Annotated in this window: 19 protein-coding genes; 7 read left to right on the forward strand and 12 right to left on the reverse strand. The window is 69.6% G+C overall.

What is annotated here, in order from left to right; translation table 11 throughout:
* Nucleotides 1–2: 2 nt before the first annotated feature.
* The 4 genes from hpt to dacB all read right to left on the reverse strand — a co-directional run bounded on the left by hpt (nucleotide 3) and on the right by dacB (nucleotide 4,680).
* The gene (gene hpt, locus OG700_RS16320) at nucleotides 3–563 is read right to left on the reverse strand and encodes a hypoxanthine phosphoribosyltransferase (RefSeq protein WP_405614156.1); all 561 of its coding nucleotides are present in this window, start codon (nucleotides 561–563) and stop codon (nucleotides 3–5) included.
* 68 nt (nucleotides 564–631) lie between these two features.
* On the reverse strand, nucleotides 632–1,720 hold the full coding sequence (gene tilS, locus OG700_RS16325) for a tRNA lysidine(34) synthetase TilS (protein WP_405614158.1): 1,089 nt from the start codon (nucleotides 1,718–1,720) through the stop codon (nucleotides 632–634).
* Between the two features lie 249 nt (nucleotides 1,721–1,969).
* Entirely contained in the window at nucleotides 1,970–3,100 is a 1,131-nt protein-coding gene (locus tag OG700_RS16330) for a zinc-dependent metalloprotease (RefSeq protein ID WP_405614160.1), read from the reverse strand.
* A gap of 107 nt (nucleotides 3,101–3,207) precedes the next feature.
* Entirely contained in the window at nucleotides 3,208–4,680 is a 1,473-nt protein-coding gene (gene dacB, locus OG700_RS16335) for a D-alanyl-D-alanine carboxypeptidase/D-alanyl-D-alanine-endopeptidase (RefSeq protein WP_405614162.1), read from the reverse strand.
* Between the two features lie 199 nt (nucleotides 4,681–4,879).
* On the opposite strand from dacB, the gene OG700_RS16340 reads away from it, so the two are divergent.
* On the forward strand, nucleotides 4,880–5,374 hold the full coding sequence (locus tag OG700_RS16340) for an inorganic diphosphatase (protein WP_003968257.1): 495 nt from the start codon (nucleotides 4,880–4,882) through the stop codon (nucleotides 5,372–5,374).
* A gap of 205 nt (nucleotides 5,375–5,579) precedes the next feature.
* A complete protein-coding gene (locus tag OG700_RS16345) occupies nucleotides 5,580–7,247 on the forward strand; it encodes a threonine/serine exporter ThrE family protein (RefSeq protein ID WP_405621752.1) in 1,668 nt (555 codons plus the stop codon).
* 29 nt (nucleotides 7,248–7,276) lie between these two features.
* Here the strand turns inward: OG700_RS16345 and OG700_RS16350 are convergent, their stop codons facing one another.
* Entirely contained in the window at nucleotides 7,277–8,086 is an 810-nt protein-coding gene (locus OG700_RS16350; RefSeq protein WP_405614164.1) for a DedA family protein, read from the reverse strand.
* Between the two features lie 225 nt (nucleotides 8,087–8,311).
* Nucleotides 8,312–9,070 carry a MerR family transcriptional regulator gene (locus OG700_RS16355; protein ID WP_405614166.1) on the reverse strand — a complete coding sequence of 253 codons (759 nt, stop codon included), beginning with the start codon at nucleotides 9,068–9,070 and terminating at the stop codon, nucleotides 8,312–8,314.
* Between the two features lie 146 nt (nucleotides 9,071–9,216).
* On the opposite strand from OG700_RS16355, the gene OG700_RS16360 reads away from it, so the two are divergent.
* From OG700_RS16360 to OG700_RS16370, 3 genes are all read left to right on the forward strand, one after another.
* Nucleotides 9,217–10,491: an ion channel protein gene (locus OG700_RS16360; RefSeq protein ID WP_405614168.1), complete on the forward strand. Its 1,275-nt coding sequence runs from the start codon at nucleotides 9,217–9,219 to the stop codon at nucleotides 10,489–10,491.
* Between the two features lie 122 nt (nucleotides 10,492–10,613).
* On the forward strand, nucleotides 10,614–11,231 hold the full coding sequence (gene wrbA / locus OG700_RS16365; protein ID WP_405614170.1) for an NAD(P)H:quinone oxidoreductase: 618 nt from the start codon (nucleotides 10,614–10,616) through the stop codon (nucleotides 11,229–11,231).
* Between the two features lie 30 nt (nucleotides 11,232–11,261).
* Complete coding sequence (locus OG700_RS16370) at nucleotides 11,262–12,719, forward strand: glutamate decarboxylase (RefSeq protein ID WP_405614172.1); 1,458 nt, start codon at nucleotides 11,262–11,264, stop codon at nucleotides 12,717–12,719.
* Between the two features lie 158 nt (nucleotides 12,720–12,877).
* Here OG700_RS16370 and OG700_RS16375 read toward each other — a convergent pair whose 3' ends face one another.
* From OG700_RS16375 to OG700_RS16385, 3 genes are all read right to left on the reverse strand, one after another.
* Entirely contained in the window at nucleotides 12,878–13,666 is a 789-nt protein-coding gene (locus tag OG700_RS16375) for an ABC transporter permease (protein ID WP_405614174.1), read from the reverse strand.
* On the reverse strand, nucleotides 13,663–14,580 hold the full coding sequence (locus tag OG700_RS16380; protein WP_405621754.1) for an ATP-binding cassette domain-containing protein: 918 nt from the start codon (nucleotides 14,578–14,580) through the stop codon (nucleotides 13,663–13,665). Before OG700_RS16380 ends, OG700_RS16375 begins: the two co-directional genes overlap by 4 nt.
* Nucleotides 14,581–14,716: 136 nt before the next feature.
* Entirely contained in the window at nucleotides 14,717–15,358 is a 642-nt protein-coding gene (locus OG700_RS16385) for a PadR family transcriptional regulator (protein ID WP_405614176.1), read from the reverse strand.
* A 41-nt stretch (nucleotides 15,359–15,399) separates the two neighbouring features.
* Between OG700_RS16385 and OG700_RS16390 the strand changes: the two genes are divergently transcribed.
* Nucleotides 15,400–16,206 (forward strand): bleomycin resistance protein, encoded by an 807-nt coding sequence (locus OG700_RS16390; protein WP_405614178.1) that lies wholly within the window; start codon nucleotides 15,400–15,402, stop codon nucleotides 16,204–16,206.
* A gap of 20 nt (nucleotides 16,207–16,226) precedes the next feature.
* Here the strand turns inward: OG700_RS16390 and OG700_RS16395 are convergent, their stop codons facing one another.
* Together OG700_RS16395 and OG700_RS16400 are read right to left on the reverse strand one after the other, a co-directional pair.
* Nucleotides 16,227–17,684, reverse strand: a complete 1,458-nt coding sequence (locus OG700_RS16395; protein ID WP_405614180.1) for an aldehyde dehydrogenase family protein — start codon at nucleotides 17,682–17,684, stop codon at nucleotides 16,227–16,229.
* A 125-nt stretch (nucleotides 17,685–17,809) separates the two neighbouring features.
* Nucleotides 17,810–18,691 (reverse strand): helix-turn-helix domain-containing protein, encoded by an 882-nt coding sequence (locus OG700_RS16400; protein WP_405614182.1) that lies wholly within the window; start codon nucleotides 18,689–18,691, stop codon nucleotides 17,810–17,812.
* A gap of 338 nt (nucleotides 18,692–19,029) precedes the next feature.
* On the opposite strand from OG700_RS16400, the gene OG700_RS16405 reads away from it, so the two are divergent.
* On the forward strand, nucleotides 19,030–19,524 hold the full coding sequence (locus OG700_RS16405; protein WP_405614184.1) for an ATP-binding protein: 495 nt from the start codon (nucleotides 19,030–19,032) through the stop codon (nucleotides 19,522–19,524).
* Between the two features lie 34 nt (nucleotides 19,525–19,558).
* On the opposite strand, the gene OG700_RS16410 is transcribed toward OG700_RS16405, so the two are convergent.
* Entirely contained in the window at nucleotides 19,559–19,795 is a 237-nt protein-coding gene (locus OG700_RS16410) for a DUF397 domain-containing protein (protein WP_405621756.1), read from the reverse strand.
* Nucleotides 19,796–20,013: the final 218 nt, after the last annotated feature.

Below are 20,013 nucleotides of genomic sequence, written 5' to 3' on the forward strand. Positions count from 1 at the left end.
GCTCAGCCGCCGTACACATGGGGGGCGAGTGTGCCGACGAATGGAAGGTTGCGGTACTTCTCCGCGTAATCGAGGCCATAGCCGACGACGAACTCATTGGGAATGTCGAAACCGATCCATTTCACATCGATCGCGACCTTTGCGGCATCCGGCTTACGGAGCAGCGTGCAGACTTCCAGCGAAGCCGGCTCGCGTGAGCCGAGGTTCGACAGCAGCCACGAGAGCGTCAGGCCCGAGTCGATGATGTCCTCGACGATCACGACGTGCTTGCCCTTGATGTCGGTGTCCAGGTCCTTGAGGATCCTGACCACACCGGAGGACTGCGTCCCGGCGCCGTACGAGGACACGGCCATCCAGTCCATCGTCACGGGGGTGGACAGGGCACGCGCCAGGTCCGCCATCACCATCACGGCGCCCTTGAGGACGCCGACGAGCAGGACGTCCTTGCCCACGTACTCCGCGTCGATCTTGGCGGCCAGTTCGACCAGCTTGGCGTCGATTTCTTCCTTGGTGATGAGCACCGACTGGAGGTCGGTGCCCATGTCCTTGTGGTCCACCCGCATCACTTTCGTTGTCGGCCAGGAGGCCGGAACTCGCCACCCGGGAGACACAGCCGTCGTGCTTGAGCGCTTCAGCCCTGCCGGATGACCAGTCTGCCACCCTGCCGTTGGGCCTCGACGCGGCCCGGCAGATTGATGGCCCCCTGGCCCCGCCAGCCCGTGATCAGCCGGTCGACCTCCTCAATGTGCCGGGCGAACAGCGACCCGGCGGGCGCGCCCGCGACGACGGCGGCCCGGCGCAGGACGCGGCGCCGGACAGCGGGCGGCAGCGCGTACAACTTGGCGCATTCCAGCTGTCCGGCGTCGTCCCGTACGGCGGACTCGGCGTCGGCGGCCCAGGCGTCGAGGGCGTCGGCGTCGTCGCGGGAGAGCTGCGCCGTACGGGCCAGGGCCTCGACAACGCCCTTGCCGAGCGCCTTCTCCAGGGCGGGCAGCCCTTCGTGGCGCAGGCGCGAGCGGGTGTAGGCGGGGTCGGCGTTGTGCGGGTCGTCCCAGACCGGGATCGCCTGGACGAGGCAGGCCTTGCGGGCCGTCTGCCGGTCGAGTTGGAGGAAGGGCCGGCGGTAGCGTCCGGTGGCGCCGGAGACGGGGGCCATCCCGGAGAGCGAGCGGGTGCCGGAGCCGCGGGCGAGGCCGAGCAGGACGGTCTCGGCCTGGTCGTCGCGGGTGTGACCGAGCAGGACGGCCACGGCGCCGTGCCGCTCGGCGGCGGCGTCCAGGGCCGCGTAGCGCGCGTCCCGGGCGGCGGCCTCGGGACCGCCGTCACGGCCCACGGTCACGGCGACGGACTCGACGGGGTCGAGCCGCATGGCGGCGAGCCGGGAGACTACCTCGGCGGCGCGGAGGTCGGAGCCGGCCTGGAGGCCGTGGTCGACGGTGACGGCGCCCGCGCGGACGGAGAGTTTGCGGGCCTCGAAGGCGAGGGCGGAGGCGAGCGCCATGGAGTCGGCGCCTCCGGAGCAGGCGACGAGCACCAGCGGCCAGCTGTCGGCCGGGGGCGGCGCGGCGGCGCGGTCGGCGCCGGTCAGCGGGGTGAGCCGGGAGCGCTCGGTGTCGGTGTCGGTGTCGGAGCTCTCGAATTCGGAGCATTCGGTGATGACGTCGTGGAGTACGCGGCGGACCGCCAGGCGTATCGCCGCGACCGCAGGATGGGGACCCATGTCCGGTGCCCTTCGTGATGTTTGGGGGGGGTGCCTCGGTCGGAGTAGGGACGGGGTTCAGTCACACAGAGTGCGTCGATGGTGACAGAACCGGGCCGTTCCCCGAGCATTGCACGCCTACCCACCGCCCACGGTCCCTCGGATGGGTGATGCTGGCCCATTCCGGTGGACACCTGTGGACGTTGACATCCGGCACGCGCTCTCGCCGCGCTCTCGCCGAGCGCCCGCGACGCGCCGGCGACGCTCTCCTTAGGAGTCGGCCTTGCGGTGCACCCGTGCGATCCAGTCCGCCGGCTTGGCGATCTCCGCCTTCGTGGGAAGGGTGTTGGGCGAGGTCCAGACGCGGTTGAAGCCGTCCATGCCGACCTCGTCCACCACGGCTCGTACGAAACGCTCCCCGTCCCGGTACTGGCGCAGCTTCGCGTCCAGCCCCAGCAGCTTGCGCAGCGCCTGATCGAGACGGCTGGCGCCCTTGGCCCGGCGCTGCTGGAACTTCTCGCGGATCTCGGCCACCGACGGCACGACCTGCGGCCCGACGCCGTCCATCACGTAGTCGGCATGGCCTTCGAGCAGGGACATCACGGCGGTGAGGCGGCCGAGAATCTCCTTCTGGCCGGGGGTCTGCACCAGCTCGACCAGGCTCCGGCCGTCGTCGGCCTCCTCGCCCTCGGGGCGGCTGCCGGTCAGCGACTGGGCCGCTTCACGCAGGCGTTCCACGACGGTCGAGGGGTCGACGTCCGTCTCCTCAAGGAATGACTGGATCTCGCCCTCAAGGTGATCCCGGAGCCACGGCACGCCGGTGAACTGCGTGCGGTGGGTCTCCTCGTGCAGGCAGACCCAGAGCCTGAAGTCGTGCGGGTCCACCTCCAGTTCGCGCTCGACGTGGACGATGTTCGGCGCGACGAGCAGCAGACGGCCGCCGCCACCGTCACCCGAAGGGAGGTCGCGGCTCGGCGGGGCGAACGTCTCGTACTGGCCGAGGACGCGGGAGGACAGGAACGACAGCAGCATGCCCAGCTCGACGCCGGTCACCTTGCCGCCCACCGCGCCGAGGACGACGCCGCCCGCCGAACTCGACCGGCGGTCCTGCATCTTGTCGAGGAGGGGTTTGAGCAGCTCACGGAAGCCCGCGACGTTCGCCTTGATCCAGCCCGCCCGGTCCACCACCAGGACCGGGGTGTCCGGTGGCTCGTGGCCCTCCGGGATCATCCGTGTGAAGGCGCGCACGTGCTCCTCGGCCGCCTTGGCGTGCCGTCGCAGCTCGGCGACGATCTCGCGTGCCTCGTCCCGGCTCACTTCCGGTCCCGGCCGCGCGAGGCGGGTCGCGGTCGCGACCGCGAGATTCCAGTCCACCATCTCGGCCCCACCGATGCTCGTCATGCGTCAACCGTACGTGCTCGGGCCGAATGGCGGTGAGGTGTCGGCCGGGCTGTTCGCGTCCCGGCCGGCGCGTGCCGGTGTCTGTCGACGCGCGGGGGCCGGGCCGGTCAGGACACCAGTTCCGCCGAGAGGTGGTCCAGGGCCCGTTGGGCCGTATCGGGGGCCGGGGCCTTCTCCGCCAGGAAGGCGAAGGCGAGAAGCCGTCCACCGGGGCCCACGACCGTGCCGGCCAGGGAGTTCACACCGGTCAGCGTGCCGGTCTTGGCGCGGATCAGGCCACTGCCGGTGATCGCGTCGGCGTCGGTGTACCGGCCCTGGAGCGTGCCGCTGAATCCGGCCACCGGGAGGCCGGTGAGGACGGGGCGCAGTTCGGGCCGGTCCGGGTCGGCCGCGTGGGCGAGCAGCGCGGTGAGCAGGCCGGCGGTGATCCTGTCGTGGCGGTTGAGACCGCTGCCGTCGCGCAGGAGCGCGCCGTCGACGGGCATCTTCAGCTTCTTCAGCTCGGCCTGGACGGCCTGTTGGGCACCGGCGAAGCTCGCGGGCCGGCCCGCCTCGATCGCGGTCCGCCGGACCAGCGACTCGGCGATGTCGTTGTCACTGTTCGTCAGCATCCGTTCCACCAGGGCGGACACGGGGCGCGAGTACGTCACGGCGAGACGGTCGGCGTCCTTGGGGGCCTTGCGCGCGGCCGGGGGCCCCGAGGTCTTGAGACCGCGGTCGCGCAGGAGGTCGGCGAAGACGTCGGCGGCGTCGCCCGCCGGATCGCCGCTGCGCGGTGCCGGGCCGCCGAAGGAGTCGCGGGCCGAGTTGTCCAGACGGCCCTGGCCGGCCATCAGGGCGGTGACCGGGGCGATGTTGTCGTTGGGGCCGATCGGGTGTTCGCGGGGTCCGGTGTAGAGGGAGACGTCGAAGCGGACGGTCACCCGGTGCACGCCGCGGTCGCGCAGCGCTCTGGCGGTGTCCTCGGCGAGGGAGCGCAGGCCCTTGCGGTCGAGGGTGGCGTCGCCGCCGCCGACGAGGGTGATCTCCGCCGAGTCGTCGCCCTTGTCCTCGCCCTTGCTGTCGCCCTTGTCGTTGTCGCCCTTGCCGTCGTCGGCGGTGACCACAGTGGTCGGGATGCGGTGGTCGGGGCCGAGCGCGGAGAGCGCGGCGACCGCTGTGGCGATCTTGATCGTGGAGGCCGGTGCCATCGGCCGGTCGGCGCGCTCCCCAAACAGTTGCTCACCCGTCGCGACATCGACCACGGACGCCGCGGGCGCCGGTCCGAGATCCTCGGATCCGAGCAGCGGCCCGAGGCTCTTCCTGAGATCGGCGGGGAGGTCGGCGGGCGCGGACAGGGATTCGGTCGACGTACCGAGTGCGTCCAGTACGCCGGCGGCGCTGGGCGCGGGCGCCGGTTCGTTCGCGCCCCGTCCGTCGTGATGTGCGCCACCTGTACGGCCCGCAGAGGCCGCCCACTCGCGCTCGGCCTTACGCTGACCGGAGTCCCAGGGGCCGGCCATGGCCACCGCCCCGGCCGCCAGTACGAGGCCGAGCACGGCGGAACCTGCCGTGAGCTGCCACACTTTCGGCTCAAGCACGGTTGACCAGCCCCTTTCGCGATCACACAGCTGCGTGGGGGACACTTAATCACTGCGCGTCGCCACGAGCACGATGCCCCGGCCAGCGATGGCCGATCCTGCTCGGCTCCGGGGTCGGCCCTGGGGCCGGCCCCGGTGACGTGCGGTATCACCGACAGCAGCATCACCGACAGTTGTGTTGATCATGGAGGAGCCACCCGTGGAGTTCGACGTCACCATCGAGATCCCTAAGGGTTCGCGAAACAAGTACGAGGTGGACCACGAGACCGGCCGGATCCGCCTTGACCGTCGTCTCTTCACCTCGACCAGCTACCCGGCCGACTACGGCTTCGTGGAGAACACCCTCGGCGAGGACGGCGACCCGCTGGACGCGCTGGTCATCCTGGACGAGCCGACGTTCCCCGGCTGTCTCATCAAGTGCCGCGCGATCGGCATGTTCCGGATGACGGACGAGGCCGGCGGCGACGACAAGTTGCTGTGCGTCCCCGCGTCGGACCCGCGCGTGGAGCACCTGAGGGACATCCACCACGTGTCGGAGTTCGACCGGCTGGAGATCCAGCACTTCTTCGAGGTCTACAAGGACCTGGAGCCCGGCAAGTCGGTCGAGGGCGCGGACTGGGTGGGCCGCGCCGAGGCGGAGGCCGAGATCGAGGCCTCGTACAAGCGCCTTGAGGCACAGGGCGGCGCGCACTGACCGCGCGTCCCACGGACCGGGGTTCACGGGCCACCGGGCTCTGAGGGGCCGGGAGCCGGCGTACGCGAGCGGCGGGCAGCGCACCATACGGGTGCGCCGTCCGCCGCTCGCGTGCGCCCGGGCTCGCGCCCGTGTCCATACTGAACGGATGGCCGTGCGAACCGTGCCGCAGCGGCACCGACGAGCGTGAGTGAGGTCGAAGGCAGTGGTGGCCGAGCGGGACGGGGCACAGGACCGTAAGTCGCCGTCCGACGAGGCGCACAGCGCCTTCACTCCGCCGTCCGGGACGGACCAGGTGCCCGCCCCCGAGGAGGACAGCCCCACCTCGGAGTTCGCGGTTCCGGAGGGGCTGAGTCCGGAGAGCACGCAGGAGACCGAGCGGTCGGCCTTCGACCCGCCGCGTACCTACCGCGCACGCCGGTCGCCCCAGGCGTTCACGCCCGCGGAGGGCGTGCCCGTCATACGGATGACGAAGGAAGCGCCCTGGCAGGACCAGATGCGCACGCTGCTGCGGATGCCGGTCGGGGACCGGCCGGTGGCGGAGGTCGTGCAGCGGCACGACGACTCCGGGCCAGCCGTACCGCGGGTGCTCGACCTGACGTTGCGTATCGGCGAGTTGCTGCTGGCGGGCGGCGAGGGGGCCGAGGACGTCGAGGCCGCGATGTTCGCGGTCAGCCGCGCGTACGGGCTCGACCGCTGCGAGCCGAACGTCACCTTCACCCTGCTGTCGATCTCCTACCAGCCGTCGCTGGTGGACGACCCCGTGACGGCCAGCCGGACCGTACGCAGGCGGGGCACCGACTACACCCGGCTCGCCGCCGTGTACACGCTCATCGACGACATCACCACCGAGGACACGGACGTCACCCTGGAGGAGGCGTACCGGCGGCTGGCCGAGATCAGGCGTAACCGGCACCCGTATCCGGGGTGGGCGCTGACCGCCGCGAGCGGGCTGCTGGCGGGCTCCGCGTCGGTGCTGGTGGGTGGTGGGCTGCTGGTGTTCGTCGCGGCGATGATCGGCGCGATGCTCGGCGACCGGCTCGCGTGGCTGTGCGCGGGGCGCGGGATCCCGGAGTTCTACCAGTTCGTGGCCGCCGCGATGCCACCGGCCGCGATGGGCGTGACACTGACCCTGGCCGGATCGGCCATGAACTGGGAGGGCCGGCCGTCCGCCGTGATCACCGGTGGGCTCTTCGCGCTGCTGCCGGGACGGGCCCTGGTGGCGGGTGTGCAGGACGGTCTGACCGGCTACTACATCACCGCCGCCGCGCGACTGCTCGAAGTCATGTACTTCTTCATCGCGATCGTGATGGGGGTGCTGATCGCGCTGTATCTGGGCGTCCAGCTGGACGCCCAGCTCGACCCGGACGCGGCGCTCCAGGCCGGGGAGGGGCGGCCGGTGCTCCAGATCTGCGCCGCCGTGGCGCTCAGTTTCGCCTTCGCGATCCTGCTCCAGCAGGAACGGTCCACCGTCCTGATGGTGTCCCTGAACGGGGGCGTGGCCTGGACCGTCTACGGGGCGATGCACGTCACCGGCGGGATCTCGCCGGTGGCGGCGACCGCGGTCGCCGCCGGTCTGGTGGGGCTCTTCGGGCAGTTGTTCTCCCGATACCAATTCGCGTCGGCGCTGCCGTATGTCACCGCCGCGATCGGGCCGCTGCTGCCCGGCTCGGCGACGTACTTCGGTCTGCTCGGTCTCGCGCAGAACCATGTGGACGACGGGCTGGCCTCGCTGTCCAAGGCCGCGGCGCTGGCCATGGCGATCGCCATCGGGGTGAACTTCGGCGGCGAGATCTCCCGGCTGTTCCTGAAGGTGCCGGGTCCGGGCCGCGGATCGAGCCGCCGCGCGGCCAAGCGGACGCGCGGCTTCTGAGTCTCGGGCCTGGATTCCCGCCGGTGCCGTCAGCGCCTGGCGTGGCGCCCGCGCGGCGGGGTCTCAGGGTCGTCGTCCTGCGTGGTGTACGGGCGGGGGGCGCCGTACTCGTCGCGCGTGACCCGCAGCTGCTGGGTCTGGAAGTCCTGCGGCTGCTGGGTGTGCGGCGTGTGGCGCGCGGGATCCACGGACTCGGCGGGGCCGGCCGCGGCGGCCTTCTTGGACTTGGAACGGGCCCGCAGGATCTCGATCACGATCGGCAGCACCGAGAGCGCCACGATCAGGATCAGGATCATCTCGATGTTCTTGTGGACGAAGTCGATCTTGCCCAGCGCGGCGCCGAGCAGTGTGACGCCCGCACCCCAGAGCACACCACCGATGATGTTGTACGTGACGAACGAGCGGTAGTTCATGCGGCTGACGCCCGCGATGATCGGCGTGAACGTCCGCACGATGGGCACGAAGCGGGCCAGCACCAGCGACTTGGGGCCGTACTTCTCGAAGAACTCGTGCGCTTTCTCGACGTTCTCCTGCTTGAAGAGCTTGGAGTCGGGACGCTTGAAGAGCGCGGGGCCGACCTTGCGGCCGAAGAGATAGCCGACCTGGTCGCCGATGATCGCCGCCAGCACGATCAGCAGACAGACGAGCCACAGCGGGTGGCCGAGCACGCCGGACGTCACCAGCAGTCCGGTGGTGAACAGGAGCGAGTCGCCCGGCAGGAAGAAGCCGATGAGCAGGCCGGATTCGGCGAACACGATGACCAGGACGCCGATCAGACCGAAGGTCCCGATCAGATAGTCCGGGTCGAGCCAGCTCGGTCCGAGCGCAAGGGTTGTCACGAGGTCCGGGCTCCTGAGTCGATAGTCGGCCGATCGTCGAAATCGGCCGTCGCTGCATCAGCGTCGTCCAACCGCCATTGGCGGTTGTCGGCTGCCCAAAGCTATCAACGCTCTGCCCCTGACTGAGGTTCCACCCGGCCCCCACCGCTTGCGATCGGTGGGACCGAGACCGAAGCGCGCCTTTCGTCCCCGGTCCACCCCTCCGTCCCGCGCTCGCGGCGGGACTCAAGCGCGGCGGTCGGCGTTCGCGTGGATGGCCTCCCGCAGATGCTCGGCCAGGCCCTGCCGCATCGACTCGTAGAACTCCCGGAACCGCTCGTCGGACACATACAGGTCGCCGAGGCCCCGGTGGATCTCCCGCGTGCAGTCGTAGAACCACATGGTGATGTGCCGGCGGTGCTCCTCGGCCATGTCCGCGGCCCGTTCGCCGGTCGCGGGCTCGCCCGCCGCCATGAGGGCCTCGTAGCGCGCGCCCCAGTCGGCGACCTCGTCCCGCATCCGCTTCCAGTCGGCCTTGCCGTAGCGGGCGACCCGCCGCCGGGTCTCGTCGTATCCCTCCGTTCCTCCCCAGCGCCGCTCGGCCTCCTCGCTGTACCGCTCGGGATCCTTGTCCCCGAAGACCTCGAACTTCTCCTCGGGCGTGAGATTGATGCCCATCTTCTTCGCCTCCATGGCGTGCTCCACGGCCTCGGCCATCTTCCGCAGTTCCGCGATACGGGCCGACAGCAGCTCGTGCCGGCGGCGCAGGTGCTCCTGCGGGTCCGCGTCCGGATCGTCCAGAAGCGCCGCGACCTCGTCGAGGGGGAAGCCGAGCTCCCGGTAGAACAGGATCTGCTGCAACCGGTCCAGGTCGGCGTCGTCGTAACGCCGGTGGCCCGCGTGGCTGCGGCTGCTCGGGGAGAGCAGCGCGATCTCGTCGTAGTGGTGCAGCGTGCGTACCGTGACTCCGGCGAAGACCGCCACCTGTCCCACGGAATAGCTCATGGCCTTCCCCGCTCTTTGCCGTCCACCGGGCCGCCGTCGGCCGGTGGTGTTCGGTACGGCATCAGCCTCAGTCCTCACGCCACGTGAGGTGCAAGCTCCCTTTCGCGGGCGCCACTTTGTCGCATTTATGCCGATACGGTGTGCGCGTGGCCACTGACACTCCGTCCGCTCCGCCCGCCCCGTCCGGGCGCACGCTCCTCCCGCTGATTCTTCCCTCCCTGGTCGTCGGTGTGGTCGCGAGCCTTGTCCTGCTCGGGGTCAGTGAGCTGGCCGGGCTGCTGAAGGATGTGCTCTGGCAGAGACTCCCCGACGCGCTCGGCATCGGCCCGCACTCCTCCCTCTGGATGATCGTGATGCTCACGGCGACCGGACTCGCGGTGGGCCTGGTCGTACGCCAGGTGTACGGGCACGCGGGACCCGACCCCGCCACGACCGGGCTCGTCGACCCTCCGCTGCCGCCCGGAGTCGTGCCCGGTCTGCTGCTGGCCACCGGGCTGGCACTGGCGGGCGGGGTGAGCCTCGGGCCGGAGAATCCGATCACCGCGGCCAACATCGCGCTCGCCTACTGGCTCGGCCGCAAGGCCGCTCCCACCACCCCGGCGGCGCTCTGGGTCGCGCTGGCCGCGGCCGGCACGATCGGGGCGCTCTTCGGCACGCCTGTGGCCGCCGCGCTGATCCTCACGGAGACCTTCGCGACCCGGCCGGGGCCCGGCTCACTCTGGGACAAGCTCTTCGGGCCGCTGATCGCCGCCGGGGCGGGCGGGCTGACGACCGTGCTGATCGACCATCCGACCTTCGATCTGTCCCTGCCTGCCTATTCGGGCGCCCGCTGGGGTGACGCCCTGGCCGCGCTCGTGATCGCGCCGGTCGCCGCGGCTCTGGGTATGGCAGCCGTGTACGCCTTCCCGTACATCCACACCGCCTTCCGGCGCCTCGGGAGTCCCGTACTCGCCCTGACCCTCGGTGGATTGCTCCTCGGCCTCCTCGGGGCGCTGGGCGGATACCTCACCCTCTTCAAGGGGCTGGACGAGGTGAAGACGCTGGCCGCCGACCCGGACGGCTGGTCGGCCGGGCAGTTCGCGCTGATGGCGGGAGTGAAGACGGTCGCGCTTACGGTCGCGGCGGCCTGCGGCTTCCGGGGCGGGCGGATCTTCCCGGCGGTCTTCATCGGCGTCTCCCTCGGGCTGTGCGCCCACGCGCTCGTGCCCGCCGTACATCCGACCGTGGCGGTCGTCTGCGGTGTGCTCGGGGTGCTGCTCGCCGTCACCCGGCAGGGATGGCTGAGCCTGTTCACCGCGGCCGTACTCGCCGCGGACCCGAACCTGCTCCCCCTGCTGTGCGTGGCCACCCTGCCCGCCTGGCTGCTGGTGACCGGCCGCCCGAGGATGCAGCTCGACCAGGACGGCGCGGCCCTGCGGTGAAGGACGGCGACCGCCACCCGGACGGCCACCCGCCCGACACCCGGCGAGCCGATCACCCCTTTTGTCCGTATCGTCGCGCCTGACATCCCTGCCGTCGAAGCCCCACCACCGAGGTAGCCGCCATGCCCACGTCCGTGAACGTCGCCGTCATCTACTACTCCGCCACCGGCACCCTCGCCACGATGGCCAAGGCCATCGCCGAGGACGCGGAGGCGGCGGGAGCGGCCGTACGGCTCCGCAAGGTCGCCGAACTGGCCCCGCAGGCGGCGATCGACACCAATCCGGCCTGGGGCGCCAACATCGAGGCGACCGCCGGCATCGCCGAGGCCGCACCCGACGACATGCGCTGGGCGGACGCCGTGATCTTCGGCTCCCCCACCCGCTACGGCAACGTCGCGGCCCAGCTCAAGCAGTTCCTGGACACCCTCGGCGGCCTCTGGCAGGAGGGGCAGCTCGCCGACAAGGTCTACAGCGGCTTCACGGCGTCGGCGACACCGCACGGGGGCCAGGAGACGACCCTGCTCGCGCTCTACAACACGATCCACCACTTCGGGGGCATCCTCGTCACCCCCGGCTACACGCACCCGTCGAAGTTCGTCGACGGCAATCCGTACGGCACCTCGCACATCTCCGGGCAGGGCGACCTCCCGGTGAACGACCAGACGCTGACCGCCGCCCGCGTCCAGGCCGAACGGGTCGTGAAATTCACCCGCGCCATCAAGGCCGGCCTCGGCAGCTGAGGCGAGAGACCACGGGAGACAGGGAAGCCGATGCCACTCCAACACGGCGCGCAGCGCACCGAGGGCAATATGAGAGGCCCGTCGGACGATCCGGCGGACGACCACACCGAGCGTCGCCGGCTGTCGCTCAACCCCTTCTTCGGAGAGGCCGACCCGATCGGCGACATGACGTCCGCCCCGCCCACGCACCGGCTGCCCGACGGCCCCATGCCGCCGTCCACGGCCTACCAACTCGTCCACGACGAGCTGATGCTGGACGGCAACTCCCGGCTCAATCTGGCGACCTTCGTCACCACCTGGATGGAACCGCAGGCCGGTGTGCTGATGGCGGAGTGCCAGGACAAGAACATGATCGACAAGGATGAGTACCCGCGCACCGCCGAGTTGGAGCGGCGGTGCGTCACGATGCTCGCCGACCTCTGGAACGCCCCCGACCCGTCCGCCACCGTCGGGTGCTCGACCACCGGATCCAGCGAGGCCTGCATGCTCGCCGGGCTCGCGCTCAAGCGCCGCTGGACGGCGAAGAACCGCGACCGCTATCCGGGCAGCGCCCGGCCCAATCTCGTGATGGGCGTCAACGTCCAGGTCTGCTGGGAGAAGTTCTGCGATTTCTGGGAGATCGAGGCCCGCCTCCTCCCCATGGAGGGCGACCGCTTCCACCTCGACCCGCAGGCCGCCGCCGATCTCTGCGACGAGAACACCATCGGCGTCGTCGCCGTGCTCGGCTCCACCTTCGACGGCTCGTACGAACCCGTCGCCGGACTCTGCGCGGCCCTCGACGCGCTCCAGGAGCGCACCGGACTGGACATCCCCGTCCACGTCGACGGGGCGTCCGGGGCGATGGTCGCGCCGTTCCTCGACGAGGATCTCGTCTGGGACTTCCGGCTCCCGCGCGTCTCCTCGATCAACACCTCCGGGCACAAATACGGCCTGGTCTACCCGGGTGTGGGCTGGGCGCTCTGGCGCACCGCGGCCGAACTGCCCGAAGAACTGGTCTTCCGCGTCAACTACCTGGGCGGGGAAATGCCCACCTTCGCGCTGAACTTCTCCCGGCCCGGCGCGCAGGTGGTCGCCCAGTACTACACATTCCTGCGGCTCGGCAGGGACGGCTACCGAGCCGTCCAGCAGGCGGCGCGGGACGTGGCCTGCGGGCTGGCCGAGAAGATCGGGGCGATGGACGACTTCCGGCTGCTCACCCACGGCGACCAATTGCCCGTCTTCGCCTTCACCACCGCTCCCCACGTGACGAACTTCGACGTCTTCGACGTCTCGCGGCGGCTGCGGGAGCACGGCTGGCTCATGCCCGCCTACACCTTCCCCGCCAACCGCGAGGATCTGTCCGTCCTGCGCGTGGTGTGCCGCAACGGATTCTCGGCCGACCTGGCCGCGATGCTGCTCGCCGATCTGCGGCTGCTGCTGCCCGAACTGCGGCGCCAGCCGCACCCCTTGGGCCGGGACAAGTCGGCGGCCACGGCCTTCCACCATTGACCGGCGCGTGGGCGTAGAGATCTTGCGCATGGATTCCCCCCGAGGTCCGCGGCACACGACGCGCCGCTTGCGGTTCTGCCTCTGATACACCGCCGAGCCCGAGGAGGTTCCCGCCCGGCGATCGGTCGGCGGCCGGCCGCCGACCGATCGCCGTCGGGTCAGTGGCTGAGTCCGCGGAAGCGCCGTACCGCGAGCGGGAAGAACAGCGCGACCAGCAGCGCCGGCCACAACACCGCCAGCAGATGCGCGTTCTCCGCCGCCCACGAACCGCTCAGCTGCCCCGGAACCCCCGACATATCGCGGACCGCCGCAGCCGTCGCCGACATCGGATTCCACTCGACGGCGGCGCCGAGCCAGCCCGGCATGGACTCCGGCGCGGCGAAGGCGTTGGACAGGAAACCGATCGGCCAGACCAGGATCTGCACCGCCTGCACCATCTCCGGCTTGCCCGCCACCATCGCCAGATGGATGCCGAGCCACAGCATCGCGAACCGCAGCAGGAGCAGCAGCCCCACCGCCCCCAGCAGCGCGGCGAATCCGCCGTTCCAGCGCCAGCCGACCGCGTAACCGACCCCGATCATCAGCGTCAGGCTCACCGCCGACTGGAGCATGTCCGCGGCGCTCCGGCCGACCAGCACCGCCGAGGACGCCATCGGCATGGAGCGGAACCGGTCGATGACTCCCTTGCCCAGATCCTGGGTGACGGCCAGCATCGTCGACTCCAGCCCGAAGGCCATCGTCAGCGCGAGCATTCCGGGGACGAGGAAGCCGATGTACTCCCCGTCGACGCCGCGCCCCGCCCCCATCAAGTAGCCGAACATCAGCAGCAGCATCACCGGGAAGATCAGCCCGACGACCACCTGTGCCGGCCGCCGCCGCCAGTGGGCCAGTTCGCGCCGTGTCATCGTCCAGCAGTCGGTGAGCACCCAGGCGTTCGTCGTACTCATACGGCCTCCTTGGTACGTTGCGTCAGCTCCAGGAAGACCTCGTTCAGCGTCGGCCTGCGCACCACGATGTCCTCCGCCTCGATCCCGGCCGCCGTCAGTGCCTGTACGGCGCCGGCCAGCGTCGCCATCCGGTCCGCGGCGGGCACGCTGACCAGCCGGCGGTCCTCGTCCACCGTCGCCTCGTCCCCGAACAGCCGCGCCGCCGAGGCCAGTTGCCCCGGGTCGCGCACGACGACGTCGACCCGGTCGCCGCCGACCTCCGCCTTCAGCTGGTCCGCGGTCCCCTCGGCGATCGCGCGTCCGTTGTCGACGACCGAGATCCGGTCCGCCAACTGGTCGGCCTCCTCCAGGTACTGCGTGGTCAGCAGTACGGTCGTGCCCCCGCCGACCAGCGAGCGCACGGAGGCCCACACCTCGGCGCGCCCGCGCGGGTCGAGTCCGGTCGTCGGCTCGTCCAGGAAGAGCACCGCCGGATCGGTGATCAGCGAGGCCGCCAGGTCGAGGCGGCGCCGCATGCCCCCGCTGTACTGCTTGATCGACTTGCGCCCGGTGCCGGCGAGCCCGAAGCGCTCCAGCAGTTCGTCGGCGCGTGCCGCCGCCCGCCGGGCGCCCAGGTGGTGGAGCCGCCCGAACATGTCCAGGTTCTGCCACCCGCTCAGTTCCTCGTCCACCGCCGCGTGCTGTCCGAGCAGCCCGATCCGCCGGCGCACCTCTCGGGCCTCCGTACGGATGTCGTGCCCCGCCACCCGGACCACGCCCTCGTCGTGCCGCAGCAGCGTGGCCAGTACCCGTACGGCCGTCGTCTTGCCCGCTCCGTTCGGCCCGAGGACCCCGTGCACGGTGCCGCGCGCCACCACCAGGTCGAGCCCGTCGAGAGCGGACTTCTCGCCGTACCGCTTGCGTACGCCTTCCATGACGATCGCGTCTGTCGCGTCGCTCAATGCCTTCGCCTCCAGCCCCCGCACCATGTAGTCAAACTTGACTACATACGGAAAGGTATCCCTGGAGGGAAGATTAGTCAAACTTGATTAGCGGGGATTCCGCGCCGGATCAGTCGTCGTCACCCTCGGCGGGGACGCCCGTCGCGTACGGGTTGTCCTCGCGCTCGACGATCACTCCGACGAACGGGTCACCCTCGCCCGAGAAGACATACGCCCCGCCCTCGATGCGCTCGATGAACCCGCGCGTCCACTCGGCCCCGGAGTCGGCCTGACTGATCCACATGTTCATGATCTCGCCGATGTGCCCGAGCTGTTCCGGACCGCTCTCGGGCGTGTAGTACTCGGTCACCGACGCCCGCCAGGTCCCGATCGCCCGCACACGCTCCTTCAGCAGTTCGACGGCCTCGGCGCGCGGCAGGTCGACGATGAAGCCGACGCCGGCCGACAGCACGTCCATCTTCTGGTCGTAGGCGACCAGGGACTCACGCAGCAGCCGGAAGTACTCCACCGTCCCGGCCTCCGTGATCTCGTACTCCGTGCGCGGCGGACCACCCGCCGTGCTCGGCGCGACCTCGTGCGCCAGCAGCTCGCCCTGCTTCGCCAGTTGCTTCAGCGCGTGGTAGATCGACCCCGGCTTGGCGTTCGACCACTCGTGCGCACCCCAGAACTCCAGGTCGTTGCGGATCTGATAGCCGTGCGCGCGGCCGTGCAGGCGCACCGCGCCGAGCACCAGCAGCCGGATCGCTGACATCGCCGTACCCTTTCTATTCAACTTTGACTAGACTGCTCGGTATGAGAGAGAAGACCATCCCGCTGCTTCCCTGCCAGACCATCCAACCGGTAATCGACTTCTACTCGGCACTCGGCTTCGAGGTCACCTTCCTACAGAAGAGCCCCTACGCGTACGCGGTCGTCGAGCGCGGCGACGTGGAGTTGCAGTTCTTCGGGATGAAGAAGTACGACCCCACCGAGTCGTTCAGCGGCTGCTACGTACTGACCGACGATGTCGACGGGACGCACAGCGCCTTCCGGGCCGGGCTCAAGGCGGCGTACGGAAGGATCCCGACCCGTGGGCTGCCCCGGATCGGGCCGGTGAAGGACATGTCGTACGGCGTGCGGCAGTTCCTCATGACGGACCCGGGCGGCAACACCATCCGGATCGGGCAGCCGAACGACGCAGAGAGCGACGGGCACCATCAGCCCCCTCCGAAGGAGCCGTACGCGCGCGCCCTGCATCTGGCGATGGTCTTCGCCGACTCGAAGCAGGACCTGGGGGCCTCGGTGAAGATCCTCGACCGCGCGCTCAGGGACGCCGAGGCGGGCGACGGGGTGGACAGTGGAGTGAGCGACGGAGTGAGCAAGGAAGCGGGCGACGACGGCATCCGTAAGGAGGGCGCGTCGCCGACCGCCGTGCAGCTCTACCGGATCCTCGTGCTGCGCGGCGACGTCGCCCAGCGCCTCGGCGACCTTGAGGAGGCACGCGGCTTCTTCGGCAGGGCCGCCGCCGTCGAGCTGACGCAGGACGAGCGCACCGAGGTCAGTGAGGACGCGGGGCGGGCCGCGGAGCTGCTGGAGTCACTCGGGGACCGGAACGGGTGACTCCGGCGTCGGACGGAAGATCAGAACGGGAAGCGTGAGCGCCCGTACTGAACCGAGATCCACTTCTGCGTGGTGAAGGCGTCGACCATCGACTCGCCGTTGAGCCGTCCGTTCCCGGAGTGCTTCTCGCCGCCGAACGGGACGATCGGCTCGTCATGGACGGTGCCGTCGTTGATGTGGATCATGCCGGTCTTGATCCGCTGCGCGATCCGCACACCCTGCTCGATGTCGCTGGTGTGCACGGCGCCGCTGAGGCCGTACGGCGTGTCGTTGGCGATGCCGACCGCTTCGTCGACGCCGTCGAACGGCACCAGCAGCGCGACCGGGCCGAAGATCTCCTGCGACAACAGGGGGGAATCGGCGGCCAGACCGGTCAGCACGGACGGTGAGACGAGATGGCCGTCGACGGTGCCGCGCACCAGCGCGGTCGCGCCCGCCGCGACGCTCTGGTCGACCAGCGCGCCGACGGCGTCGGCCTGCTGGGAGCTGATGAGGGGGCCGATGATCGTCTTCGGGTCGGCCGGGTCACCGACGGTCAGCGTCTTGACCTTGGCGACGAACTTCTCGGTGAATTCCTTCTCGATCGCCCGGTCCACCAGGATGCGGTTCGCCGCCATGCAGACCTGGCCCTGGTGCACGAACCGGCTGAAGACCGCCGCGTCGACCGCGTAGTCGACATCGGCGTCCGCGAGGACGATCAGCGCGCTGTTCCCGCCGAGTTCGAGTATGGAGCGCTTGAAGTTCTTCGCGCAGACGACCGCGACGTGCCGGCCGACCCGGTCGGATCCGGTGAAGGAGATGACCTTCGGTATCGGGTGCTCGATCAGCGCGTCGCCGATCTCGGCGATGTCGGTGATGACCACGTTCAGCAGTCCGGTCGGCAGACCCGCGTCCTCGAACACCTTGGCCACCAGGGACCCGCCGCAGATCGGCGTGTTCTGGTGGGGCTTGAGGACGACGGCGTTGCCCAGTGCCAGCGCCGGGGCGACCGACTTGAGGGACAGCAGGAAGGGGAAGTTGAAAGGACTGATGACGCCGACCACACCGACGGGGATCCGGTAGACCCGGTTCTCCTTGCCCTCCACCGGCGAGGGGATGATGCGGCCTTCGGGGCGCAGCGCGAGCTGTACGGCCTCGCGCAGGAACTCCTTGGCGAGGTGCAGCTCGAACGCCGCCTTCAGGCGCGTACCGCCCAGCTCGGCGATGATCGCCTCGGCGATCTCCTCCTCGCGGTCCTCGACGACGCGCAGCGCGCGCTCGAAGACCGACCTCCTGGCATACGGGTTGGTCTCCGCCCACGTCACCTGTGCGCGCTCGGCAGCCTGGTACGCCTGGTCCACCTCGTCGGCCGTCGCCACGGCGATCGACGCCAGCTTCTCCCCGTTGTACGGGTTGAAGTTGATGATGTCCCATGAGCCACTGCCGGGCCGCCACTCGCCGTCGATGTACTGCTGGGCGAGTTCGGTGAAGAAGGACATGGAATCCCTAACCTCAGATCCGGAAAGCTGATGTCACGTCATCATACGTATGCCACATCGGAGTTGAGGAGCTTCGGATACGTCCGATCCCGTTGCCCGCACGGCTTCGGGCCGATGGCGGTCGTTCAGGAGAGTTGCAGCAGACCCCGCAGCAGGTCGCGGCTCTCGGCCGGCCCGAGGCTGTCCTGGTGCAGCCGGGTCATCACGCGTTCGTACTGGGTGACTTCCTCCTGCTTGTCGAGATACAGCGCGCTCGTGAGCTGTTCCAGGTAGACGAGGTCGGAGAGATCGGACTCGGGGAAGCGCAGCATCGTGAAGGCGCCGCTCTCGCCGGCGTGGCCGCCGAAGCTGAAGGGCATCACCTGGAGCGTGACCGTCGGATGCTCGGAGATCTCTATGAGATGGGCCAACTGGCCTCGCATCACGGCCCGGTCGCCGTACGGGCGGCGCAGCGCGGCCTCGTCCAGCACCGCGTGGAGGCGCGGGGCGCGCTCGGAGACGAGCGTCTTCTGACGCTCCTGGCGCAGCGCGACGCGGCGGTCGATCTCCGCCTGGGGCGCGTTGGGCATACCGCGCTTGACGACGGCGTGCGCGTACGCCTCGGTCTGCAACAGGCCGTGCACGAACTGGACTTCGTAGATACGGATCAGCGAGGCGGCACCTTCGAGTCCGATGTACGTCTGGAACCAGCCGGGCAGGACGTCGCCGAAGCTCTGCCACCAGCCGGCGACGTTGGCCTCCCGGGCGAGACCGATCAGGGAGCCTCGCTCCATCTCGTCGGCGACTCCGTAGAGCGTCAACAGATCTTCGATGTCCCTGGACTTGAAACTCACCCGCCCCAACTCCATACGGCTGATCTTGGACTCGGACGCGCGGATCGAGTATCCGGCCGCCTCGCGCGTAATGCCGCGCGACTCACGCAGCCGCCTCAGCTGCGAGCCCAGCAGTATGCGCCGCACCACGGATCCGCCCGGTTCGACTGCGGTCACGTCTCCAACCCTCCCCATACGGTCCATCTCCCACTATTTCGCCCTCGACGCCCTCCGAGTACCCCCGAACCCTGAGAAGCCGGATTGTGCCATCAAACGCATCAGCCCGTACTCATTCGATTACAGAAATGGGAAGCCTTTGGGAAGAGCGGGAAAGTGGTTGGCAGAAGAAACAATCGCGGAACGCCCCATCTTGGGCCAATTCGGGCGCGTGCACGTGCATCTGCCCTTGCATCTGCTGTGCGCATTGGGAACCATGGTCCTCGCCGCACCTGCGTGCTCGTTCGTGTTTGACGTGTTGTGACGCTGTACCACCGCAGTATCGCTACGGCCGCGAATCCCGGGGAGTGCCTCGCATGGGGACGAATGGATCGACCGTGCTCGAGCCGTTAAGGCAGGGGCTTCCGCCGATCGATCCCGCGGCCGTCTCCAGCTCGGCGTCGTGCGCACTGCCCGCCCGCTACGAAGCGGTGCGCGGGGCACGGCAGTTCACCCGGACGACGCTCTGTCAGTGGGAACTCGACGACCGTTTCGACGATGTCGCGCTGGTGGTCTCCGAACTCGTCACCAACGCGCTGCGGCACGCCCTTCCTTCGGACACCCCGCGCGAACCGCAGGAGCCACCCGTACGACTGCATCTGATGCGCTGGACGACCCGGCTGGTGTGCGCGGTGCGCGACCCCAGCCACGCGGGTCCCACGGCGCGCGAGTCGGACGAGGACTTCGCCGCGGAGTCCGGCAGAGGACTGTTCCTGGTGGACTCGTTCAGCGATACGTGGGGCTGGCATCCGCTCGCCGGTTCGCTGCAGGGCAAAGTGGTCTGGGCGCTGTTCCGGCTGCGGACCGAATGACGACGGGCGGTTCGAGGACCGTGAGGGCTCGGTCTCAGGCCGTCAGATGATCGAATTCCCCGTCCTTCACACCCGCCAGCATGGCCACGATCTCGGCCCGGGTGTACACGAGGGCCGGGCCTTCGGGGTGGCGTGAATTCCGCACCGCCACACCCCCGCCGGGCAGTTTGGCGAACTCCACGCAGGACCCCTGCGAATTGCTGTGCCTGCTCTTGTGCCAGACGACTCCGTGAAGCTCGGTGGCCGCCATGCCGTTGTACGCGTGGTGCACAGGACGCTCCCCGAGTTGCATGGTGCAGGTGTCAACTAGCTCGGATCATAGCTGTGTTCACATGCCAATGCATGAGCAGATGCACGTGCACGCGGGGTGTTCCCTTGACTACAGACTCACGAGCGGATGCCTCGACGCATGCCTCAGTGAATGAGACGCATGGAAAGCCCTTTCGGTGCCAAGTGTTCAGATACTCGTCCGGAACTCGACGGCGAGGT

This window comes from Streptomyces sp. NBC_01508, assembly GCF_045040315.1.
In the GTDB taxonomy this organism is placed as follows: Bacteria; Actinomycetota; Actinomycetes; order Streptomycetales; family Streptomycetaceae; genus Streptomyces.

Coding starts and splice junctions, on each gene's coding strand:
- tilS (WP_405614158.1), bottom strand. CDS start 1,720: ATGGGTCCCCATCCTGCGGTCGCGGCGATACGCCTGGCGGTCCGCCGC.
- OG700_RS16400 (WP_405614182.1), bottom strand. CDS start 18,691: ATGGGGAGGGTTGGAGACGTGACCGCAGTCGAACCGGGCGGATCCGTG.
- OG700_RS16405 (WP_405614184.1), top strand. CDS start 19,030: ATGGGGACGAATGGATCGACCGTGCTCGAGCCGTTAAGGCAGGGGCTT.
- OG700_RS16370 (WP_405614172.1), top strand. CDS start 11,262: ATGCCACTCCAACACGGCGCGCAGCGCACCGAGGGCAATATGAGAGGC.
- hpt (WP_405614156.1), bottom strand. CDS start 563: ATGCGGGTGGACCACAAGGACATGGGCACCGACCTCCAGTCGGTGCTC.
- OG700_RS16395 (WP_405614180.1), bottom strand. CDS start 17,684: ATGTCCTTCTTCACCGAACTCGCCCAGCAGTACATCGACGGCGAGTGG.
- OG700_RS16375 (WP_405614174.1), bottom strand. CDS start 13,666: ATGAGTACGACGAACGCCTGGGTGCTCACCGACTGCTGGACGATGACA.
- OG700_RS16385 (WP_405614176.1), bottom strand. CDS start 15,358: ATGTCAGCGATCCGGCTGCTGGTGCTCGGCGCGGTGCGCCTGCACGGC.
- OG700_RS16355 (WP_405614166.1), bottom strand. CDS start 9,070: ATGAGCTATTCCGTGGGACAGGTGGCGGTCTTCGCCGGAGTCACGGTA.
- OG700_RS16380 (WP_405621754.1), bottom strand. CDS start 14,580: ATGGAAGGCGTACGCAAGCGGTACGGCGAGAAGTCCGCTCTCGACGGG.
- wrbA (WP_405614170.1), top strand. CDS start 10,614: ATGCCCACGTCCGTGAACGTCGCCGTCATCTACTACTCCGCCACCGGC.
- OG700_RS16390 (WP_405614178.1), top strand. CDS start 15,400: ATGAGAGAGAAGACCATCCCGCTGCTTCCCTGCCAGACCATCCAACCG.
- OG700_RS16330 (WP_405614160.1), bottom strand. CDS start 3,100: ATGACGAGCATCGGTGGGGCCGAGATGGTGGACTGGAATCTCGCGGTC.